Below are 19392 nucleotides of genomic sequence, written 5' to 3'. Positions count from 1 at the left end.
CTATCCTATAAACTCTGTTACTTTATCCCTTTTGTTGCATAATCAAGAATCATTTCCTTGATCATTATAAGCTCGTCCGTGTAATCCTTGTTGTCGTCCGATCCCCATATGAAGCCCTCCGCATAATGAGCGCAGGCCGTCATCATGGAGTGGACAGTGACACGCATGAATTCTGCTTCAGGAATGTCAGTCCGTATAGTTTTGTCCACCTTCGCTTTCTCATACATCATGTGAAGTCTTGTATCCACCGAATACAGTGAGCTGTGAAAATCTACAAGCTGATCATTGTTCTTGCCCTCATGGGTTACATAGTAGTTGAAGTTATCGTTGTACTTCAGCAACGCCTTGTGGTTCTGATACATGTCTATGTAACTGTCCATGGTGAATATCAGTCTGTCTATGGCTGGTATGTCATGTACAGACGATATAGGTCTTCTCGCGTCCAGGCCATCCAGGTATCTCTTCCACTGATCAGCACATACCGCTATGACCAGCTCAAGCTTACTTGGATAGTACCTGAACAATGTAGCCCTTCCCACATCGGCAGCCCTTGCAATATCTCCCATGCTAACCGCCTCTATCTTCTTGTCTACGAACAGCTCAAATGCAACGTCAAGGATCTTTCTATTGCGCTCGTCCATTTCCTCTTTCAGTTTTTCCGGATCTCTCATATATTACTTTACACTCCAAAATTACATTGTGATACTCCCTGTCTCACAATGAATATTTTACAGGACTATCTTATGTCAGTCAACCAAAATCCCAGAAGTCACATTTCGAATCACATTTCGATAGTAAGTAACTTCTGGGATTTCGTATTATATTAAATTTTTATCAATCTGCCAAAATCAGCATTCTTTCCTCAATCAAATGATTGAAGTCTGATTTCATTTTTTCAGGTATATAAGATTCGTCACACATCTTTTTCATTTTATCCTTATTTTTAACTACCAAACTTATCATCTTCTCCGCTGATATCCGACTTAAACCACATACATCAGCAAATATAAGGAAATCTTTTCTTCTCACATTTCTCTTTTTCCCATTCATCGGTATCGCCAATTGCTCTGTATCCTCAGGCATGATAACATTTACCGGCAGCAGATCATAGGCTGGTGAGAGGACATAATCTCCGCTTCCCACCTCTGTTTCAATAAGCGAAAAATTCTTCAAATGCATATCGGAATTGCCAGTCACGAAAGAAAATACAATTCTCATATAGAATTCTGCCATATCCAGACCTACACGACTTGAATATTTTTCTATGATTTTTGCGCATCGCTCGTATGAACCTTTATATTTGTCCTGTGTAAGACGATAGTCCAACTGACAGAAATCTTCCATTGCAAGCATTTCAACAGTTGTTTTCTCGAATATCCTATCCACTCTTTTAGTAATATATGCCATCTGCCCATTTCCTTTGATCAACGCATGCGGCACCGTTGAAATTCCTATCATATCAGCCATAGACATCACAAGTTGCTCCGCTTCAGGCATCGCTTTAAACTGATCAACCTGAGGTTTAAGTATATATCCTGTTGGGTAGTTTACCAATGTAAGTCTTGGATTACCTGGTTCAGAAAGCAGGTGTAACGACAGTTTCTTCTGCACACCCGGGACCGTATAACCCTTGTTTATACTTTCCTCTGCAAGAACTTTTAGTTTCTGATCATCTATATCTATATCTGGCAGCTTAGTCGTCGTAAAAAATCTCTTCACACAAGCTTTATGCCAGCCTGTTCCGTCGTCATTTTTCAAAGTTTTTCCACAGCACAAACAATTCATACGCGATCCTCCATGACACTTACATTGCCTATCGCATCGCGGCATGCAACAAGCAGCAATCCAAACCTGTCCCTTACATCTATTTTCCAGTTTCTGCTGACAACATCAAGCAGCCAGCCCTCGGGGATTAGTCCATCAAAAAAAGAAAATAAAGTCTTGGATCGATACATGTCCTTCGACAATGGCATGGTAAGTGATACAGCACTGGCATTTTCTCTCTCAAGATATTCTTCATCGTAAGAAAATGTATATCCCTCGTCGGTCTCACATAAAATTCCCGCAAATTCATTTCTTATATATACATAAGCCGTTCTAAAAGTATTATCCACCATCAATCATCCTTTCTCCCTGGAACCGCCTCCATGCCGAACATTGCAAGAGCTTCATTGACCTTGTCCATACGCACAGTTTCTTTCCCCTGTTCAAGTTCGCGGACAAATCTGAGTCCAAGGCCTGATCTTATTGCAAATTCTTCCTGTGTAAGACCCGCTTCTTTTCTGTTAGTCTTTATAAATTCAGCTATCTTATTCATCGTTATTACCTCTTATATGTGATTCCTCCTACACGTGATTCCTCTTACACGTGATTCTTCTTATACGCTATTCTCCTTATATATTACACCCGATAAGGTATAATTTCAATCAAATATAATATTTTTTATACCATAACGGGTATAAAAAATATTATATAAAGCAAAGCTACACCCGATAGGGTATAATAGCCGCAATAAGCAACAAACTTATACCCTATCGGGTGCAGTGAAACTACTTTATGAGAACCGGCTGTATCTGCCTTCCCTCAAGAGCCTCCTCTATGGTGGCTGGGATTAGATCAAGTCTGCTTATGAGTGAATTGGGTTTTTTCACACAGTTATCCTGTTCAAATGGAACAAAATAAATATTTTTCATATTCATGAGCTGGCCGATGTTCTTGAAGTTCATACCCATGGCATCATTTGTCGAAACAGATATGATGAGTGGCTTATTGTTCCTCAGATGTGCCTTTGCAGCCATGAGAACCGCGGTGTCAGTTATGCCATTTGTCAGCTTGGCGATGGTGTTTCCGGTACAAGGTGCTATGACCAGCGCATCAAGATAGGCCTTGGGACCTATAGGCTCAGCCTCCTGTATAGTGTAAATACCCTTTCGCCCTGCTATCGTCTCAACGTCATTTACGAATTTGTCAGCTTTTCCAAATCTTGTGTCGTACTCTGCGGAGTGAGGCGAGAATATCGGATACACATTTATTCCCATCTCAACCATTTTCTTTATTTCTATCTTAATCTTATCAAAGGTACAAAATGAACCGGTTATAGCCATACCTACATTGCACTTTGATAAATCCATGTTATATACACTCCTATTTATTAAGCGTCAGTTCATACAAATCCATTTCAGCGGTGAGCCGACACTGCCTCTACCACTGCATCGGCAAGAATCATCCCCGAGGTCTTTGGAGACAGCTTACCCGGGATTCCCAGGCTGTGTTTATAAGGAATATCATGTTCCTTGCAATAATCAAAATCCACCCCTCCCGGCATAGATGCTATATCTATTACAACCGCATGTCTGCTGAGCAGAGACAGGATATCTTCACATACAACTCTCGCAGGTACTGTATTGAAGCAAAAATCCACTTCTGACAGTATATGCCTATATATCGGAATATCCTCAAATGACATAACCTTGTAGCCTATGAGCGCCGCATCACTCCTCTGCTTTGGACGTCTTGCCATAACTATTACATCTGCTCCCCAGGATGCAAGCCTTTCGGCAAGAACCCTGGCACATTTGCCAAATCCCGTCACCAGACATACGCTTCCGTCTATATTAATATCAGACAGCTCCTCCGCATCGCAGACTGCCCCCTCCGCGGTTGCAACTGCATTTCTCTCGGCCACAACATCATCTGCAAGAAAATCAAATACATAAGGACTATTTTCGTTTGTATCAGACATATATTTGCCTATCCCGCCTCCAAACACAATGTCAAATTCCTTGCTGCATTCCAGAATGCTGTTCACGGTGAGAAGGGTTCTGCCGTTGACAAATTCACCATCCCTCGTAACAGGCACAGGAAGAATGATAGCTTTCAGCATTTCTACAGATGGAGACGCACATTCGCCCTCTATCAGTCTGCGAAAGCCCACTCCTGAAGCCCCCGAAATAATGGTGACCGGCGAATGTCTCAGCAGATCGGCATCATATGGATCGAAATGAAACACATTACTGCCTTTCTCCGCCAGACTGAGAGACATATAGCAGCTTCTCCTGTCACCGCCTACCACGTAGTATACACAATCCATATCCATACCTCAGTGCACCGCCCTTATATTATTGATAATTTAGGATATGCCTGTGCCAGGCAAATGTTACATTGCAGCACGATATAAAACTTTTATTATCTCATCCTTAAATGTCACATCTGCTATCTCCTCGGACACAATAACATTCTCAACATCTATAAGTTCATCGTCCAGGTACACTTCAAGCGAACCGGCCACAGCGCCTTTATGCACAGGTGCCTTTAATGTATCCGCGACTTTGTATACATACTGTATACTACCTTCAGATGCTGTCACAGTCCTGTTCAGCCTGCATTTTGTCGCTGTGCTTCCATCTGCCGACGAGCCCGATGAATATGTTATCCTGATGTCAGGCGAAGCAGGCGCCTTAAGCTCCGTGTATATGGTGTGTTCCTGCGCAAATGCCACAAGTGCCCTGGAATCTTTCCATTTATAAGTCTTATTATTCGGCCATCCGCAGCCAAGGAGAGCCCATATATATGTATGTCCCTCAACCTCCGCAGCTCCTATATAGCAATATCCAGCATCGCAGGTAAAGCCGGTCTTTCCTGACAATGCGCATGGCATCATATCGAGAAATACATTGTGATTAATGCATGCAAATGTTCTATTTCCGGTATTATCAGTGAATGTGTATGATTTTGTTCGGGTAATCTTCAGAAATTCATCCTTTTGGGGTGAAATAAGAATACAATACCTCATGATCCTGACAAGATCCTCCGCAGAGGTGCCATGGACGCCATTTTCGTCCTGGGCATCCAGACCATTTGGCGTGATAAAATATGTAGAATGGCAGCCTATCTCCTCAGCCTTTGCGTTCATCATCTCCGCAAAGTGCTGTACACTGCCACCGATATGTTCCGCTATGACTACAGCGGCGTCGTTGTAGCTCTCGAGCATCATGGCGTACAACATGTCTTCAAGTGTGTACTTCTCGCCGTCACGAACCCCAAGTCTGACCTCAGGCATCTTGGATGCATAGGATGAAGCTGTCACATCATCCGCCAGATTCCCGCACTCGATTGCAAGTATACATGTAAGTATCTTGGTCGTGCTGGCGTTGGGTCTGTGCTCATCACTACATTTGTCATATAGTATATCTCCAGTCTCCCCATCCAGCAGAATCGCATTTCTGGCAAATAGCTGTACATCCGCTGTATTGTCTTCCTCAGCATACGCTTTTATAAATATATTGTTACCAACGAGAAACTGTATTACCAGACTTGCTGCAGTCCAGGCTGCAACAAGCAACATAAACCGCCTTATGCGTGATCTTTTTCCTGTAGAAAACATATGCATATACCGTCATATCCTCATAATATTGGTCATGATATTATATTACAGGAACATGTCTGTTATTCTTCGGATGTCGTATCTACACTGAGCGTGAAATCTGCTTCCTCCAGCGCTTCTTTCTTGAAGTCCTCTATCTTATCAGGGCTTATCATCGGAAGATCATTTGTCGATGACACTCCAAAGCATCTGAGAAATTCCTCTGTTGTTCCAAACATGATAGGTCGTCCAGGAGCATCAAGTCTTCCAACCTCCTGCACGAGATTGTACTCTATGAGCTTGTTTATGGCATGTACACATGAAACTCCTCTTATAGCCTCGATCTCGGGCCTTGTTATCGGCTGTTTGTATGCAATTATAGACAAAGTCTCAAGAACAACATCCGTGAGGGAAAGCTTCTTCGGTGTATTGACAACCTTGGCGAGAATTCCATAGTATTCGTTGCGCGTACAGAGCTGAAGCGAACCGTCAAGATCTATGATCCTGATACCCCTGTCGCTGTTGTTGTAATTATATATGATACCCTCAAGCTGCTTTGTAAGCTTCCTCTTGTCCATCTCAAGAGCTGAGGCAAGTCTGTCGATCGATACAGACTCACCCACTGAGAAAAGTATAGCCTCGATGGCGGATGTGAGATAATCGTCACTGTACTCCTTGTCCGTCCTGGCCTCCTCATTCTCTTCTGAAGGGGTATTTACTTCATCTATTTCCTCATTCTGTAAATCTTCGTTATTCATCGTTACCTCATCTCTATATAGTATCCAGAGAATCAATGATTATCTCTCCGAATATATCTTCCTGTCTGATCGCTATTGCGCCTATCTTCATAAGCTCAAGTATGGCAAGGAATGTGACTATGATATTCATCTTTGATGCCTGCATCTCAAGCAGTGTCCTGAAGTTTATGCCCTCCAGTCCTCTGACTTCTTCTCTTACCTCCGCCATCTTCTCCTCAAGGGAAATCTCCTCCCTCTCGATCTCTTTGAATTTGCTTCGTATCGGATCTACCTTGTCGACCTGCTTACGCATAACCGATTTGAATATCTCATTGAGCTTCTGGAGATCCACATCAGCCTTGGAGATCAACTCATAAGGATCGACCTCCTGCTTGACATTCTTCACCTCAGCCGGTATGGTCGCCTTCTTGAAAAATGCCTTGTTTCCCTCAATCTCCAGATCCTTCAGTTCACCGGCAGCATACTTGTACATCTTGTACTCAAGCAGTCGTCTGACGAGCTCTTCTCTAGGATCCTCTTCATCCTCAGGATCCTCCTCATCCTTCGGCAGGAGCATCTTGGACTTGATCTTGATCAGAGTCGCCGCCATGACCAGAAATTCGCTCATGACGTCAAGATCTTCTTCCTCCATGTTGTTCACATATTCCAGATACTGCTCTGTGATAGTGACGATCGGAATATCGTATATATTGACTTTGTTTTTCTCTATCAAATGCAAAAGAAGATCCAGCGGACCCTCAAATACATTAAGCTTTACATCTATCGCAGACATATGTACGTCTCCATCCTGAATTGATAACCACCATAATGTTCCATGCCCGGACAATCAAATGTCTAAGGCATCCACCAGAATACCTTAGACATTTTAACATAGCCTGCCATAAATATGCAATCTTATATTATTATGCACACCATTCCGCCATTTCCGTCATTTACGATCTTCTCCATGGTATTCTGAAGCTTCTGCTGACTCTCCGCACCTATCTTGCTGACCTTGTTGTTAAGTCCATCGTCAACGAGTTGTTCTATGGTCTTGCCAAATATATTAACTCCCCACATATCTCCATCATTGCTGTTGTCAGATATGTATGTGACAAGATCATCCGCCTGCTCCTTGCTTCCCACAAGAGGCATGATCTCGGTGGTGATATTCGCCTTGATCATATGTACCGATGGCGCGCTTGCCGATATCTTCACTCCAAATTTTCCTCCGGTCTTTATAACCTCAGGACTTCCGAGCTGGACATTCGACTTATCCGGCATAACGAGGCCATAACCTCCATTGTTCACCTGCTCAAGCGCTCCCATGACACTCACACAATACTTACGATTATCTGCCATGGATTTGAGCTCAGTGATAAAATCGTACTCGTTTGTTATATCTGCGCCCATCATATCTGACAGCATTGCGTAATAATAATTATCACAGATATCGACGTCTATATTCACACATCCATCCGCCATATTTATGCTGGAACACTTATACCTCTTGACATACTCATTCTCAGGGTAGTCCATATGATCGATATCCCTCAGGCTGTCTGCAGCCGCCATTATCTGGGCTGCATCACATATAACGCTGCTCTTGATCTCATTGTCATCATCGACAACCTCAAGCCATTTCGGTATCTCAAAATATATAGATGTGACAGGGAAGCTCATAAGAAGTTCTGTAAAAATATATGTAATATCCGATTCTCTGAGCTGCTCCACGTTTACCGGAATAACACTTGCACCATATGTATCGCTCATTTCTGCCGAGAGCGCGGCCGTCTGACTGCTGGATGGTTTGTCGGTGTTGAGAAGAATGACAAATGGCTTCCCAATGGCCTTCAGCTCATCAACAGTCTTCTGCTCAGCTTCAAGATAGCTCTCCCTCGGAAGCTCACCAAAGCTGCCATCCGTGGTCACAACAATCCCAACAGTTGAATGGTTATTTATAACCTTGTTTGTGCCTATCTCCGCCGCCTTGGAAAACGGAATGTCATAGTCAAACCACGGCGTTCTCACCATTCTCTCCTTGCCATCCTCAAACTGACCCTCGGCATCCTTGACGACATATCCCACGCAATCGATCATCTTTACCTTCATATCCAGATTGTCAGCAACATTGATTGATACAGCTTCCTTTGGTATAAATTTTGGCTCAGTCGTCATTATGGTCTTTCCTGATGCCGACTGCGGCAGTTCATCCTGTGCAAGCTGCCTGTCATTTTCCCCTGAAATGTTAGGAATAACCATCTGGTTCATAAATCTTTTTATAAATGTGGATTTTCCTGTTCTCACCGGACCGACTACGCCGATGTATATTTCTCCGTTTGTTCTCGCCTTGATATCCTGATATACCTGATACTCCTCCATACATCCTCCTGACATGCTATTTATTTACATAATTATATTACTGTAAACACAATAGATCTACGGTCATTTTCTATATATAGCATATGAATGTAACTGCTGTTTTATGAACAAAAAAATCCCCCAGAATACCACCATATAAGGTGATATTCCCGGGGGACATGTCACAGCTTTGTATTACTTGCTGCTCTGATTATCTTTTCTCTTTTTAGATGCCACAATAACACCGCATCCGGCAAGACTTATTAAGAGCACAACTGCTATTGGTACAACAGGAGCTCTGTCACCAGTATCCGGCTTGTTCTTGTCCTCTGTTGTTATTTCAGTAGTCTCAGTTGTCTGTGTTGTCTCGGTTGTCTCTGTGGTTTCGGTTGTCTCTGTGGTTTCCGTAGTCTCGGTCGTTGTTGTCTTCTTATCAACCATTGTGATAGTCACTACAATATCCTCACCGGCTGCAACCTTATCATCAGAAACTGTGAACAGTATATCATCAGCCTTGTCATAGCCCGAAGGAGCCTTAACCTCTATGAGTGCATAGATCTTGCCAATTACAAGTACATTGTTGACTTCATGCGCACTGCCATCTGTTACCCACTCATCAATGAGTTTTCCATCAGCATCCTCGAGTCGAAGTGTTGCGCCCTTTACAGGAACACCATCCTCATCTACTTTCTCAAAGCTGTATTTTACTGAAGGTTCAAGCCATGTAATGTTTCCATTCTCATCAACTCTGGCTGTGACTTTACCTGTGTCAGTATTAAAACCACCGTCAAATGATTCAACTGTAATCTTTCCGTTCTCATCTTTCTTGAACTTGATTGATATTGGCTGTTCAGATACATAGTATCCATCCGGCGCCTGTATCTCTCTGATCGTATACTCTGTGCCGATCAAAATACCGTCAAACTTGAGAACTCCGTTGCTGTCTGTTGTAGCCTTAGCGACAAGCTCTTCCTCACCATTCTCGTTCTCCTTGTAGAGTCCGTATACTGAATTTGGAAGCTTAATGCCATTGTTCTCCTCTGCAACCTTCTCTATCTTGAGATCTGTTCTAGGAAGATCATTTATCAGTGTGTTATCCTGAACACCATTTAACACTGCATAAGTGTCAATGTTTGCCTCTGTTACCTCTGCTGTGTAGACTGTGTTATCGATAATATAATCTCCGATAGTCTTACTCTCTTTTACAAGATACGTACCAATCTTAAGATCCTTGAATGTCACAACACCATTTACACTTGTTGCTGTCATTACAGGATTCTCACACTCTGTATCTGTACCCTCATAGAGCGCAAACTCTACACCATCAAGCATTTTTACATCATCAGGTTCTTCAGCACATGACTCCTTATAAAGTCCAGCCTTAGTGAACTTGACAGTGCCAAGCTTGTAGGTATCAACGAACTCTACATCAGCTGTATTTCCACCAATAAGTGTTATTCCGGATGCATCTGTTCCTTCACCGTCTATTCCATCCACAGTATAGCTGACTGTTACCGCTGCTCCATCATATGCATATGATGTTTCCTCAACTGTATATGTACCATCCGGCACATTTACAAGAGTTATCTCATACTTGCCATTTCCAAGCTTTGCCACCTCAGAGTCTGTAAGCTTTATGATCTTACTGTAGCCTGCATTGTTTGTAACATTGAACGTTACATTTGCCGCTGCATCATCTGCTGTAATATCTCCATTTATGGTCTTGGTAAGTTTTATAACATTTGGCTTGTATGTGTTTGTTATGTCATATCCAGTAACAGATGCCTTGTATCCCGAAACAGCATTCTCTGATACAGAATACTTGATCATGGTTCCATTATCTCTGTACTTTGGTAAATCCGTAAAGCTGTAATTCCAGTCATTATCTGCTGTAACCACGAGGCTCTTTATACCAATACCATCTGCAAGAAGCTTAACTGTTATCGAATCTGGTCTCTGACCATCGTGATCATCGTCATCAACCCACGTCTTAGTGCCTGATACATTGATTGTCTCAGGTGTGTGCTGATTGTCAACCACATATCCATCAGCTGCATTTCCTGTTATGACTGTTGTGTAACCATCTATAGTTGTAGTCTCCTCAACTGTGTAGTCGATGGTCTGTCCATTTTTCTTCTCGTCAAGAGCGTTCCATGTATGTGTCCAGTTATTTGCCTCGCTGAGTGTTACCCCAGAGCCAGCTACAACCTGTCCATCAGCCAGAAGACAAACCATTACGCTAGGTGTTCTCTTGCCGTCCTGGTTATCGTTATCACTCCACTTCTTTGTAACTGATACACTTGTCTTTCCCGGTGTGTAACTGTTCGTGATATTATAACCTGTAACCACACCTGTATATTCTGGTACATCAACCTCAGATACAGAATACTTGATCTGAATTCCACCATCTCTATACTTTGGAAGATTTGTAAAACTATACTCCCAGTTTTCTGCCTCGGTTACCGTCTTTGTAGCATATACACTGCCATCTGCAAGAAGGTTTACCTTGATATTTCCAGGTCTCTTGCCGTCCTGATTGTCCGCATCATCCCATGTCTTGCTGCCGCTCACTGATGTCGTCTCTGGTGTATAGCTGTTCTTTATTGTGAATCCTGTCTCAGCATCGCCTGTGACTGTGGTTGTATATCCATCAATTGCGGTTATCTCTCTTACACTGTAGACGATATTCACACCACTCTTCTTGACATCAAGTCCTGCCCATGTATATGTCCAGTTGTTGTCAGCACTGAGAGTTGTTTCTGATCCAACGACAGGAGTTCCATCAGCAAGAAGTTCAACCTTTACTGAACTCTCTCTCTTGCCGTCCTGATTGTCGGCATCATCCCAAGCCTTTGTAACTGATACACTTGTCTTTCCTGGTGTGTAACTGTTCGTGATATCATATCCATTTACAAGTGTCTGATAATCCTCAACAGCATTTTCTGTGATACTGTATGTGATCTCGTTGCCACCTGCGTACTTTGGAAGATCTGTAAAGCTGTACTTCCAGCCGTTCGCAGCTGTAACTTCCTTATCAGCCACCTTCACTCCGTTTGCAAGAAGATTTACTGTGATCTTTCCTGGTCTCTTACCATCCTGATCATTTGCATCATTCCATATCTTCTTACCACTTATTGAAGTTGTCTCTGGTGTGTAACTGTTCTTGATGATATAACCGGTCTTCGCAGATCCTGTGATAACTGTTGCATATCCTTCAACCGATGTAATCTCTTCAACAGTATATTCAATAGGTGATCCATTCTTGTTGATATCAAGATCACTCCATGTATGACTCCAGTTGTTGGCATCACTGAGATCCACCTCAGAATCTGCAACTACGTTTCCGTCGGCAAGAAGTCTTACTTTTATATTTCTAGCTCTCTTGCCATCCTGGTTATCAGCATCATCCCAGGCCTTTGTAACTGATACACTTGTCTTTCCTGGCGTATAACTGTTCGTGATATCATATCCGTTGACAAGTGTCTGATAGTCCTCAACAGCATCCTCTGTGATGGTGTACGTGATTTTATTGCCATTTTTGTACTTTGGAAGATCCGTGAAATTGTACTTCCAACCATCTGCCTCAGTTACTTCCTTCGTAGCATATATGTCTCCATCTGCAAGAAGATTTACCGTAATCTTTCCTGGTCTCTTGCCATCCTGATCGTTTGCATCGTTCCAGGTCTTTGTTACTTCTATATTGATCGTTTCAGGCGTGTGACTATTGGTAAATGTATATCCGTTTTCTGCGTCTCCTGTCACAGCTGTAGTGTATTCGGAAACAGCATCCTCAGTTACTTCATATGTTATCTCTGATCCATCTGCATATTTAGGAAGGTCTGTAAAACTAAACTTCCAGTCATTTGCTGCTGTGACTTCAAGACTCTTGATCTTTGTTCCGTTTGCAATCAGGTTGACTGTGATACTTGGAGGTCTGATACCATCCTGATTCTCACCGTCGTCCCAGATCTTAACGCCCTTTACTGATGTCGTCTCTGGTGTGTAGCTGTTCGTAACTGTGTATCCTGTTGTCATATCTCCGGTTATCACTGGAGTATATCCTTCAGTAATATCTGTTTCTTCTACAGTGTAAGCTATCGGAGCTCCATCCTTGTTCACATCAAGATCTGTCCATGTATGTGTCCAGTTGTTATCTGCTTTTAATATAGTCTCTGAGCCATCTACTGCTATTCCGTTCGCAAGCAGCTGAACCTTTACACTCGTAGGTCTCTTTCTGTCCTGATTGTTTGCATCATCCCAGCTCTTTGTGACTGATACACTTGTCTTTGCCGGTGTATATGTGTTTGTAATGTTATATCCGTCTATTACAGTTGAATAATCATCAACCGCATCCTCTGTGATGGTATAAACTATCTTGTTGCCACTGCTATACTTTGGAAGATCTTTGAAACTATACTTCCAATCTTCATCAGCTGTAACAGTCTTTGTCTTGTATAACTGACCATCCGCAAGAAGATTTACAGTGATGCTCTCAGGTCTCTTTCTATCCTGATTGTTTGCATCATCCCATGTCTTTGTACCAGCTATATCGATGGTCTCTGGTGTGTAGCTGTTTGTTATGACAAATCCTGTCTTGGCATCACCCGTGACCTTCTTCGTATATCCGGTCACTGTGGTGATCTCATCTACTGTATAAGCTATAGCCGTACCGTTCTTATAAACTGCAAGATCTTTCCATGTATACGTCCAGTTGTTGTCCTCTTTAAGAGTTACCTCTGAGCCGGCAACCTCTGTGCCATCAGCAAATAATTTGACAGTGATTTCTTTTGCCCTCTTGCCGTCCTGATTTCCAGCGTCATCCCAGATCTTCGTGACATTGACATCTGTAGTCTCTGGAACATGTGTGTTTGTAATATCATAACCATTTGGAGCTGCTGTATATCCCTCCACACTGTCCTCTGTGATGGTATACTTTATCTCCTGACCATTGCTGTACTTTGGAAGACCTGTAAAGCTGTACTTCCAACCTTCTGCCTCTGTAACAGACTTTGTCTTGTAAGTCTGACCATTTGCAAGGAGATTTACTGTGATGCTCTTAGGTCTCTTACCATCCTGATCATTTGCATCATTCCAGGTCTTTATTCCATCGATATCTATCGTCTCAGGTGTATGACTATTGGTAACAGTGAAACCTGTCTTGACATCTCCTGTAACTTCAGCCTTATATCCTGGCACATTGCTTGTCTCTTCAACAGTATATGTTATATCCTTACCGCCGGACTTAAGTGGAATATCGTTCCATGTGTTTGTCCAGTTGTTATCGGCATTCAGTGTTACTTCTGAATCTGCAACATCTGATCCATCAGCAAGGAGCTTGACCTTAACACTATTTTCTCTCTTGCCATCCTGATTATTGTTATCATCCCAAACCTTTGTCACTGAAATACTTGTCTTACCAGGTGTGTAGCTGTTGGTGATGTTATATCCATCTATCAAAGTTGTATAATCTTTAACAGCATCCTCTGTTATTGTATACATGATCTCTGATCCGTTGTCATACTTAGGAAGATCTGTGAAACTGTACTTCCAGTTATCATTCTTTGAAACCTTCTTTGAAGCAACCTCATTGCCATTTGCAAGAAGTCTTACTGTAATCTCAGAAGCTCTCTTTCCGTCCTGGTTATCTGCATCATTCCATGTCTTTGTTCCGCTGATATCAATTGTCTCAGGTGTATGACTGTTGGTGATGACAAATCCAGTCTTCACGTCGCCGGTTATCTTGGTATCATAACCCGCAACCGCATCCTCTTTAACGGTATAAGCTATCTCATTGCCGTTATCATCGTACTTTGGAAGATCAGCAAAGCTGAAATCCCAGTTACCTGACGCATCAGGGGTAACCGTCTTACTTGCGACCTCAGTCGTTCCATTCATAAGACGGACTTTAATATCCTCAGCTCTCTTGCCATCCTGATTATTATTGTCATCCCAAACCTTGGTTCCACTTACCGTGATAAATGCCTTGTATTCATTCGCCACAGTCACAAGTGATGATGACGATGATGAAATAACAACATCCGCAGCCGTATTGCCTGTTGATGAACCTACAGTATATGTAACTTTATGTGCATATCCATCAAACGCTGCACTTGTCTCTGTTACAGTGTATTTTCCATATGGAGCATTATTGATAACGTAGCTTCCTAAGTAAAACTGATCATATGTTACGATTGTAGGTCCCTTGTATCCCTCAGGGCCTGATATTGTAAATGTGATCTGCTTCTTCTGTGCATCTGTGAGCTTTGTATCATCGAGGTCTCCGCTGAAGAACTTCGTGATAACAAGGCTTCCAACATTCAACTTGTTTGTGATCGTTGCAGCGGTAACTACATCGTTCTCATCCTTTGTGAGCTGAACATCGCTTGTATATCCTTCTACGTCATCCTCATCTACAGTGTAGTTGATAAGATTACCATCGGCATCCTTCTTATCAAGATCTGTAAATGTTCCACTCCAGTTATTTGAATCATTGAGTGTAAGTGTCTTGTCAACGATCTTTGTTATATTGCCCGCCGCATCCTCTGTGGCAAGTGTAACTTTGATGCTCTTTGGTCTTGCTGACAGAATGTTGTCGCTGTCATCCCACTTCTTGGTTACAGGAATATCGATCGTCTCATTTGTCACCTTTGTGTTGGTGTTCGTGATGGTGATCGTTCCGGTTGCTGTTCCATTATTACTTATTGTGACCTGGTAATCAGCATTATCAAAATCCTCTTCTGCAAAGTAGTAGAGGTATTTGCCATTTGCATCAGCTACTTTAAGCTCTATCTCATCGCTTGTCCACTTATTTGCACTATTTAAGGTAATTGTCTTTACAACAGGATCTGTATTCTTGTCGTAACTTGATGGATTAGTTGATGCATAGATCTTAACTGTTATACTGTCAACCGGAATATCCTTCAGTGTTCCACCTGCGGCATCCTTCCATACCTTTTTAACAGTTATCTTTCTGTTCTCAGGAGTGTTATCTACTGGCAGTGTATAATCCTGTGAACCTTTGCTGTCAAGGACTATGTCTGAGATAGAATCAGTTGTCACCTCAGCAGGTTTCGGTCCTGTCAGGCTGGATGAGATATTGTTCTCATATATGTATATAGGATCTGTGAGCTTCTCATAACCCTCAGGTGCTTCCACCTCTATAAGCTTGTAATAGTAATTATAATACAAACTTGATAATGTAAGTCTTCCCTGTTCGTTAGTTACTCTTTCCTCATCGCTTCCAGGTACCATGAGATTCCAGTTAGTGTCTGCACTGTTGTTTGGATCACCATATCTGTAAAGCTCAAACTTCGCACCAGCAAGCTTGATTCCTGTCATTATAGAGTCAGTTTTTATTATCGAAAGATTAAACTGCTCTGTATCAGTTCCCATTGATGAATCCTGATCATTGATGTTCGTGTCCGTCGATGACGAATCTGCCGAACTTGTAGATCCAAGAATACCAACGCTGTTCTTAACATCCGCTGTAAGCTTACCTGTATATACAAGAGTATATGTATACTTCAGGATAAACTTTGTCTCATCCGGCATGGTGAGTGTCAGTGTAGACATCTTAGCTGTCGTATCATCTGCATATGTATAGCTGTATTTGTCCGCCGGAACTTCAGCGCCTGTATCTGCGTACAGAAGCTTAAGCGAACCATCCTTGATAAATACTCTCTTTACTGCATCCGCATTGCTGTAGTCATACTTGTCAACTACAGTTATGGATCCTGTATTGCCAAGAGCCTCACCCTTCTCATTGATATACACAGTATATTCAATACTGTTGGTGTCATTATCATAGTTTCCTGCAGTTTTGGTAATATTCGGTCCAGTCACAGTAACCTTTGCGCTGTCATCCTTGGTCTTAGTTGAACCGTCGGTTCTGACAACTGTTGCCGAACAATTGTTGGTGAATTCCACGTCACTGCCACCAACAACGGATGATATATCCTTTGTGACCTTGACTGCATAGTACATAACGACCTTGGCATTAATGCTATAAAATTTAAGTGAGCTAATATCAAAGCTGATATGGTTATTCGAGACTGTATAATTCTTAATAAAATTAGACGCACCTATGTCAGGATTGTTCTTGCTGTTCTCATAGCCATAATATGTCACAAAATAAATACCCTGTATATTACCTGCCGTTTCACCTTTTCCACCTGGCAACATACTGCTATTTAAATACGTAGTGTCAAGAACCGTCCCTTCAGGTAATGTATCTGTAAAGGAAAGTCTGTCTCCATCTCCATACGCAAAGTCACCGTTGAGAACTACCTTATATACGAACACATTGTTGGCCTTGTCATATCCGACAATACTCTCCTTCTCGTCAGCGCCATTGGTATAGCTGTACTTCTCTACTATAGAACCCTGGGGTATTCCAGATACAGGATGTGAATCCTGTGATGTCTTGGATGAACCATCAATAGTAAGAGTACCCTTATTGACTGCCGTATACTTGCTGTCAGACTTTACTGTCGTATTATATGTGATAACATAATCTATCGGGTTCTCCTCTGTACCTGTTATATCTCTGAGGAATTCTATTGTATATCCCATTATGTAGTTGTCAGATGATGCTGGAACATCTGCAACGCTGTCAACAGTTGCAAACTTTGGCCCCCATACATTTGAGAAGTCAGCGTATGTTACCTTTACCTTGTAGTCAACTTCCTCTGTGAGGCCAGCTATTGTAAGTCCGTTTATCTGATCTGCCGTAAAGTAATGCTTTGGAAGTGCTCCATTATCATATGTTACAGAGTCAGTATATGTATCATTCGCATTGAGCTTGTCAACGCCAGATATTGTAGACTTCCATGCAAGGGTATATGTATCATCGTTCTCCGTCTCTGATACGAATTCCTTCTTTATTGAATCACCGGCCACCTCTACAGTCGCCTTGGCGCTGTCCGTAACTCCGTTCTTCTCTATTGTCGCTACATTCTTATAAACATCAGTCAGCTTATCAAGCTTGGATGAATCTGTTGTGTAGATGAACACGATCTTGGATTTGTTCTCTGTCACCTCAACCCTTGAAGTTCCATCCGTCAAATAAAGTTTACCATTCTCTTCCACAAAGCTTGCAGGAAGATTGATAGTGGTTGACACAGCTGTGTCATTTATGGATACACTGCACGTCTTTTCGTCTGTGAGCTCTGCTCCGTTCTTTGTGAGTATATCCGATACTGACATTCCTGTCAGATTCTTCTTCTTATCCGCATTCACGGTTACTGTCCATGTTATGGTTGACTTGTCACCTGACAGTGAACCGGTCTTACTTATGGATGCTGTAGACTTGCCGGCATTGTACCATGTACTGCTGTCGTTATCAGTATGCTCGTCATGTGAATCATCTGACACGTCTACACCATTCTTATTGTGTACATTTATGATTCCGATGTCATCGGCAATATCTGAGACAACAACTTCGTATGTGATCTCATACTGTGAATTAGCGTCAAGCTTCGGAAGATTTCCCTTTATAACTGTGTCACCGTTTCCTATGGTTCCTGTCGCAGGAGTCACATATCCATTTGATGTGACATCTGTGTACTGACCATTGCTGTCCTTGAGCTTGCATGTAACATTCTGTACTGTTCTCTTGGCATCAGATCCAAGTTTTGAGTCAAGTTCATTTGCAAGAATATCATCGAGTGTAATATCACCATCGCTTCCATACTCAGAACTTACTATAACCTTGTACTTGTAAACTATCTTGTGATCGTCAGGATAATTGCTCACACCATCTGAGGATTTTGTAACCTTGAGATCTGTGGCACCGTCCTTCACATATTGGTAGCCCTTGTTGGTCTGATCCTTATCATCAACCTTTGAATTCTTAGCCTCCGCGATATTGCTCTGGTTCAGATTGATCACGTCCTGAGAAAGATCATCGACTTTACTCTTTACTGTATAGGTTATCTTATATGACTCCTTTGCACCGAGTGCAGGAAGAGTTCCTTCTATAGTAGAGGTACTACTGTTATATGTGAGTGACGAGCTGCAGTCTGTGTTGTCAGACTTGATCACCTTTATATCTGTAACTTCAGGTGTGACACCTGCTATGTCGTTGGCTATAACATCACTAAAGTTCAGATCCTCACTGGCACTTCCATGATTGGATGAAACTTCTACGGTATAGTCAAAGTATACATATCCATCCTTAGGATCTGTAACTCTACCCTCGGATGCGGTCTTCTTCACATCCACATCAGGCTTGAAATCCACATCCACAGTCACAATCACAGTGCTTGTGAATTTGTTCTCGACCTGGTTTTTCTCATTGTACTTTGTGAGATCCATATCGATCCACGCCTTGAAGAAAGCCTTGAGCTGGGCTCCCCCCTTGAGTGCTGTATGATCGATAGTCGCAGTAAGGACTCCGTTCACAACTGAATACGAACCGATCTTGTTACCACTTCCATCAGTTATATCCTTATTCAGAATATCGGAATTAAACTTTATGGTATCCGGCATCGTATAAGTAAATGTTGCATCTTCACCAGACTCCAATATGCTATTAACAACATCTTCCGGGAACACTATATCCATAGACATCTGGATATCTACACCGGCTTTTGTAGGATCATTTGGATCTACAGGAAGCGGCGTTGTGGACGGTCTGGAACTGCTACCATATATATTACCTGCTTTATCAGCAATCGTAGCTCCAGTAATATAATCTTCAAGATTTCCGGTTACTGCTGCACTCGACAGCATTGCTATCGAATCAGTAGCCGTGGCGTATGCGTCTCCTCCTCTCGTCTCGGCCGCATTTGACCAACTATAATTAGAAGGCGAAATCAACGTAGTTATCATAACTACCGCCAGCAGCAGTGCTATAAGCTTTTTCGTAGTTTTTGCCATTGTAATACCTCTTTTCTAATTATTTTTCGAATTACAAACTTGCTTTAAATTTAT

At 42.3% G+C, this 19392-nt stretch carries 11 protein-coding genes; all 11 read right to left on the bottom strand.

What is annotated here, in order from left to right:
• Positions 1–17: 17 nt before the first annotated feature.
• The gene (locus DW025_RS08650; protein WP_119203055.1) at positions 18–671 is read right to left on the bottom strand and encodes a TetR/AcrR family transcriptional regulator; all 654 of its coding nucleotides are present in this window, start codon (positions 669–671) and stop codon (positions 18–20) included.
• A gap of 163 nt (positions 672–834) precedes the next feature.
• Positions 835–1785, bottom strand: a complete 951-nt coding sequence (locus DW025_RS08645) for a HipA domain-containing protein (protein WP_117548932.1) — start codon at positions 1783–1785, stop codon at positions 835–837.
• On the bottom strand, positions 1782–2117 hold the full coding sequence (locus DW025_RS08640) for a HipA N-terminal domain-containing protein (RefSeq protein WP_082418041.1): 336 nt from the start codon (positions 2115–2117) through the stop codon (positions 1782–1784). The genes DW025_RS08645 and DW025_RS08640 overlap by 4 nt, the downstream gene beginning before the upstream one ends.
• Complete coding sequence (locus DW025_RS08635; protein WP_015534972.1) at positions 2117–2317, bottom strand: type II toxin-antitoxin system Y4mF family antitoxin; 201 nt, start codon at positions 2315–2317, stop codon at positions 2117–2119. Before DW025_RS08635 ends, DW025_RS08640 begins: the two co-directional genes overlap by 1 nt.
• A gap of 232 nt (positions 2318–2549) precedes the next feature.
• Complete coding sequence (locus DW025_RS08630; RefSeq protein ID WP_118757737.1) at positions 2550–3131, bottom strand: dipicolinate synthase subunit B; 582 nt, start codon at positions 3129–3131, stop codon at positions 2550–2552.
• Positions 3132–3178: 47 nt separating this feature from the next.
• On the bottom strand, positions 3179–4090 hold the full coding sequence (locus DW025_RS08625; RefSeq protein WP_165852751.1) for a dipicolinate synthase subunit DpsA: 912 nt from the start codon (positions 4088–4090) through the stop codon (positions 3179–3181).
• Between the two features lie 66 nt (positions 4091–4156).
• A complete protein-coding gene (locus DW025_RS08620) occupies positions 4157–5344 on the bottom strand; it encodes a D-alanyl-D-alanine carboxypeptidase family protein (protein WP_119999689.1) in 1188 nt (395 codons plus the stop codon).
• 101 nt (positions 5345–5445) lie between these two features.
• Complete coding sequence (scpB, locus tag DW025_RS08615) at positions 5446–6120, bottom strand: SMC-Scp complex subunit ScpB (protein WP_015534975.1); 675 nt, start codon at positions 6118–6120, stop codon at positions 5446–5448.
• Positions 6121–6133: 13 nt separating this feature from the next.
• The gene (locus DW025_RS08610; protein WP_022216424.1) at positions 6134–6892 is read right to left on the bottom strand and encodes a segregation and condensation protein A; all 759 of its coding nucleotides are present in this window, start codon (positions 6890–6892) and stop codon (positions 6134–6136) included.
• Between the two features lie 122 nt (positions 6893–7014).
• Complete coding sequence (gene spoIVA / locus DW025_RS08605) at positions 7015–8481, bottom strand: stage IV sporulation protein A (RefSeq protein ID WP_119999580.1); 1467 nt, start codon at positions 8479–8481, stop codon at positions 7015–7017.
• A gap of 174 nt (positions 8482–8655) precedes the next feature.
• Positions 8656–19338, bottom strand: coding sequence for a Cna B-type domain-containing protein (locus DW025_RS15320; protein WP_119999578.1), 10683 nt, complete (start codon positions 19336–19338; stop codon positions 8656–8658).
• Positions 19339–19392 lie beyond the last annotated feature (54 nt).

The sequence above is a fragment of the Coprococcus sp. AF38-1 genome (assembly GCF_003603945.1).
Taxonomy (GTDB): domain Bacteria; phylum Bacillota; class Clostridia; order Lachnospirales; family Lachnospiraceae; genus Coprococcus; species Coprococcus aceti.
This window is presented reverse-complemented; position numbering and strand designations above follow the sequence as displayed.

Bases quoted from the DNA above. Each gene is read 5' to 3' on its own strand.
- DW025_RS08650 (WP_119203055.1), bottom strand. From the start codon at position 671: ATGAGAGATCCGGAAAAACTGAAAGAGGAAATGGACGAGCGCAATAGA.
- DW025_RS08645 (WP_117548932.1), bottom strand. From the start codon at position 1,785: ATGAATTGTTTGTGCTGTGGAAAAACTTTGAAAAATGACGACGGAACA.
- DW025_RS08640 (WP_082418041.1), bottom strand. From the start codon at position 2,117: ATGGTGGATAATACTTTTAGAACGGCTTATGTATATATAAGAAATGAA.
- DW025_RS08635 (WP_015534972.1), bottom strand. From the start codon at position 2,317: ATGAATAAGATAGCTGAATTTATAAAGACTAACAGAAAAGAAGCGGGT.
- DW025_RS08630 (WP_118757737.1), bottom strand. From the start codon at position 3,131: ATGGATTTATCAAAGTGCAATGTAGGTATGGCTATAACCGGTTCATTT.
- DW025_RS08625 (WP_165852751.1), bottom strand. From the start codon at position 4,090: ATGGATTGTGTATACTACGTGGTAGGCGGTGACAGGAGAAGCTGCTAT.
- DW025_RS08620 (WP_119999689.1), bottom strand. From the start codon at position 5,344: ATGTTGCTTGTTGCAGCCTGGACTGCAGCAAGTCTGGTAATACAGTTT.
- scpB (WP_015534975.1), bottom strand. From the start codon at position 6,120: ATGAATAACGAAGATTTACAGAATGAGGAAATAGATGAAGTAAATACC.
- DW025_RS08610 (WP_022216424.1), bottom strand. From the start codon at position 6,892: ATGTCTGCGATAGATGTAAAGCTTAATGTATTTGAGGGTCCGCTGGAT.
- spoIVA (WP_119999580.1), bottom strand. From the start codon at position 8,481: ATGGAGGAGTATCAGGTATATCAGGATATCAAGGCGAGAACAAACGGA.
- DW025_RS15320 (WP_119999578.1), bottom strand. From the start codon at position 19,338: ATGGCAAAAACTACGAAAAAGCTTATAGCACTGCTGCTGGCGGTAGTT.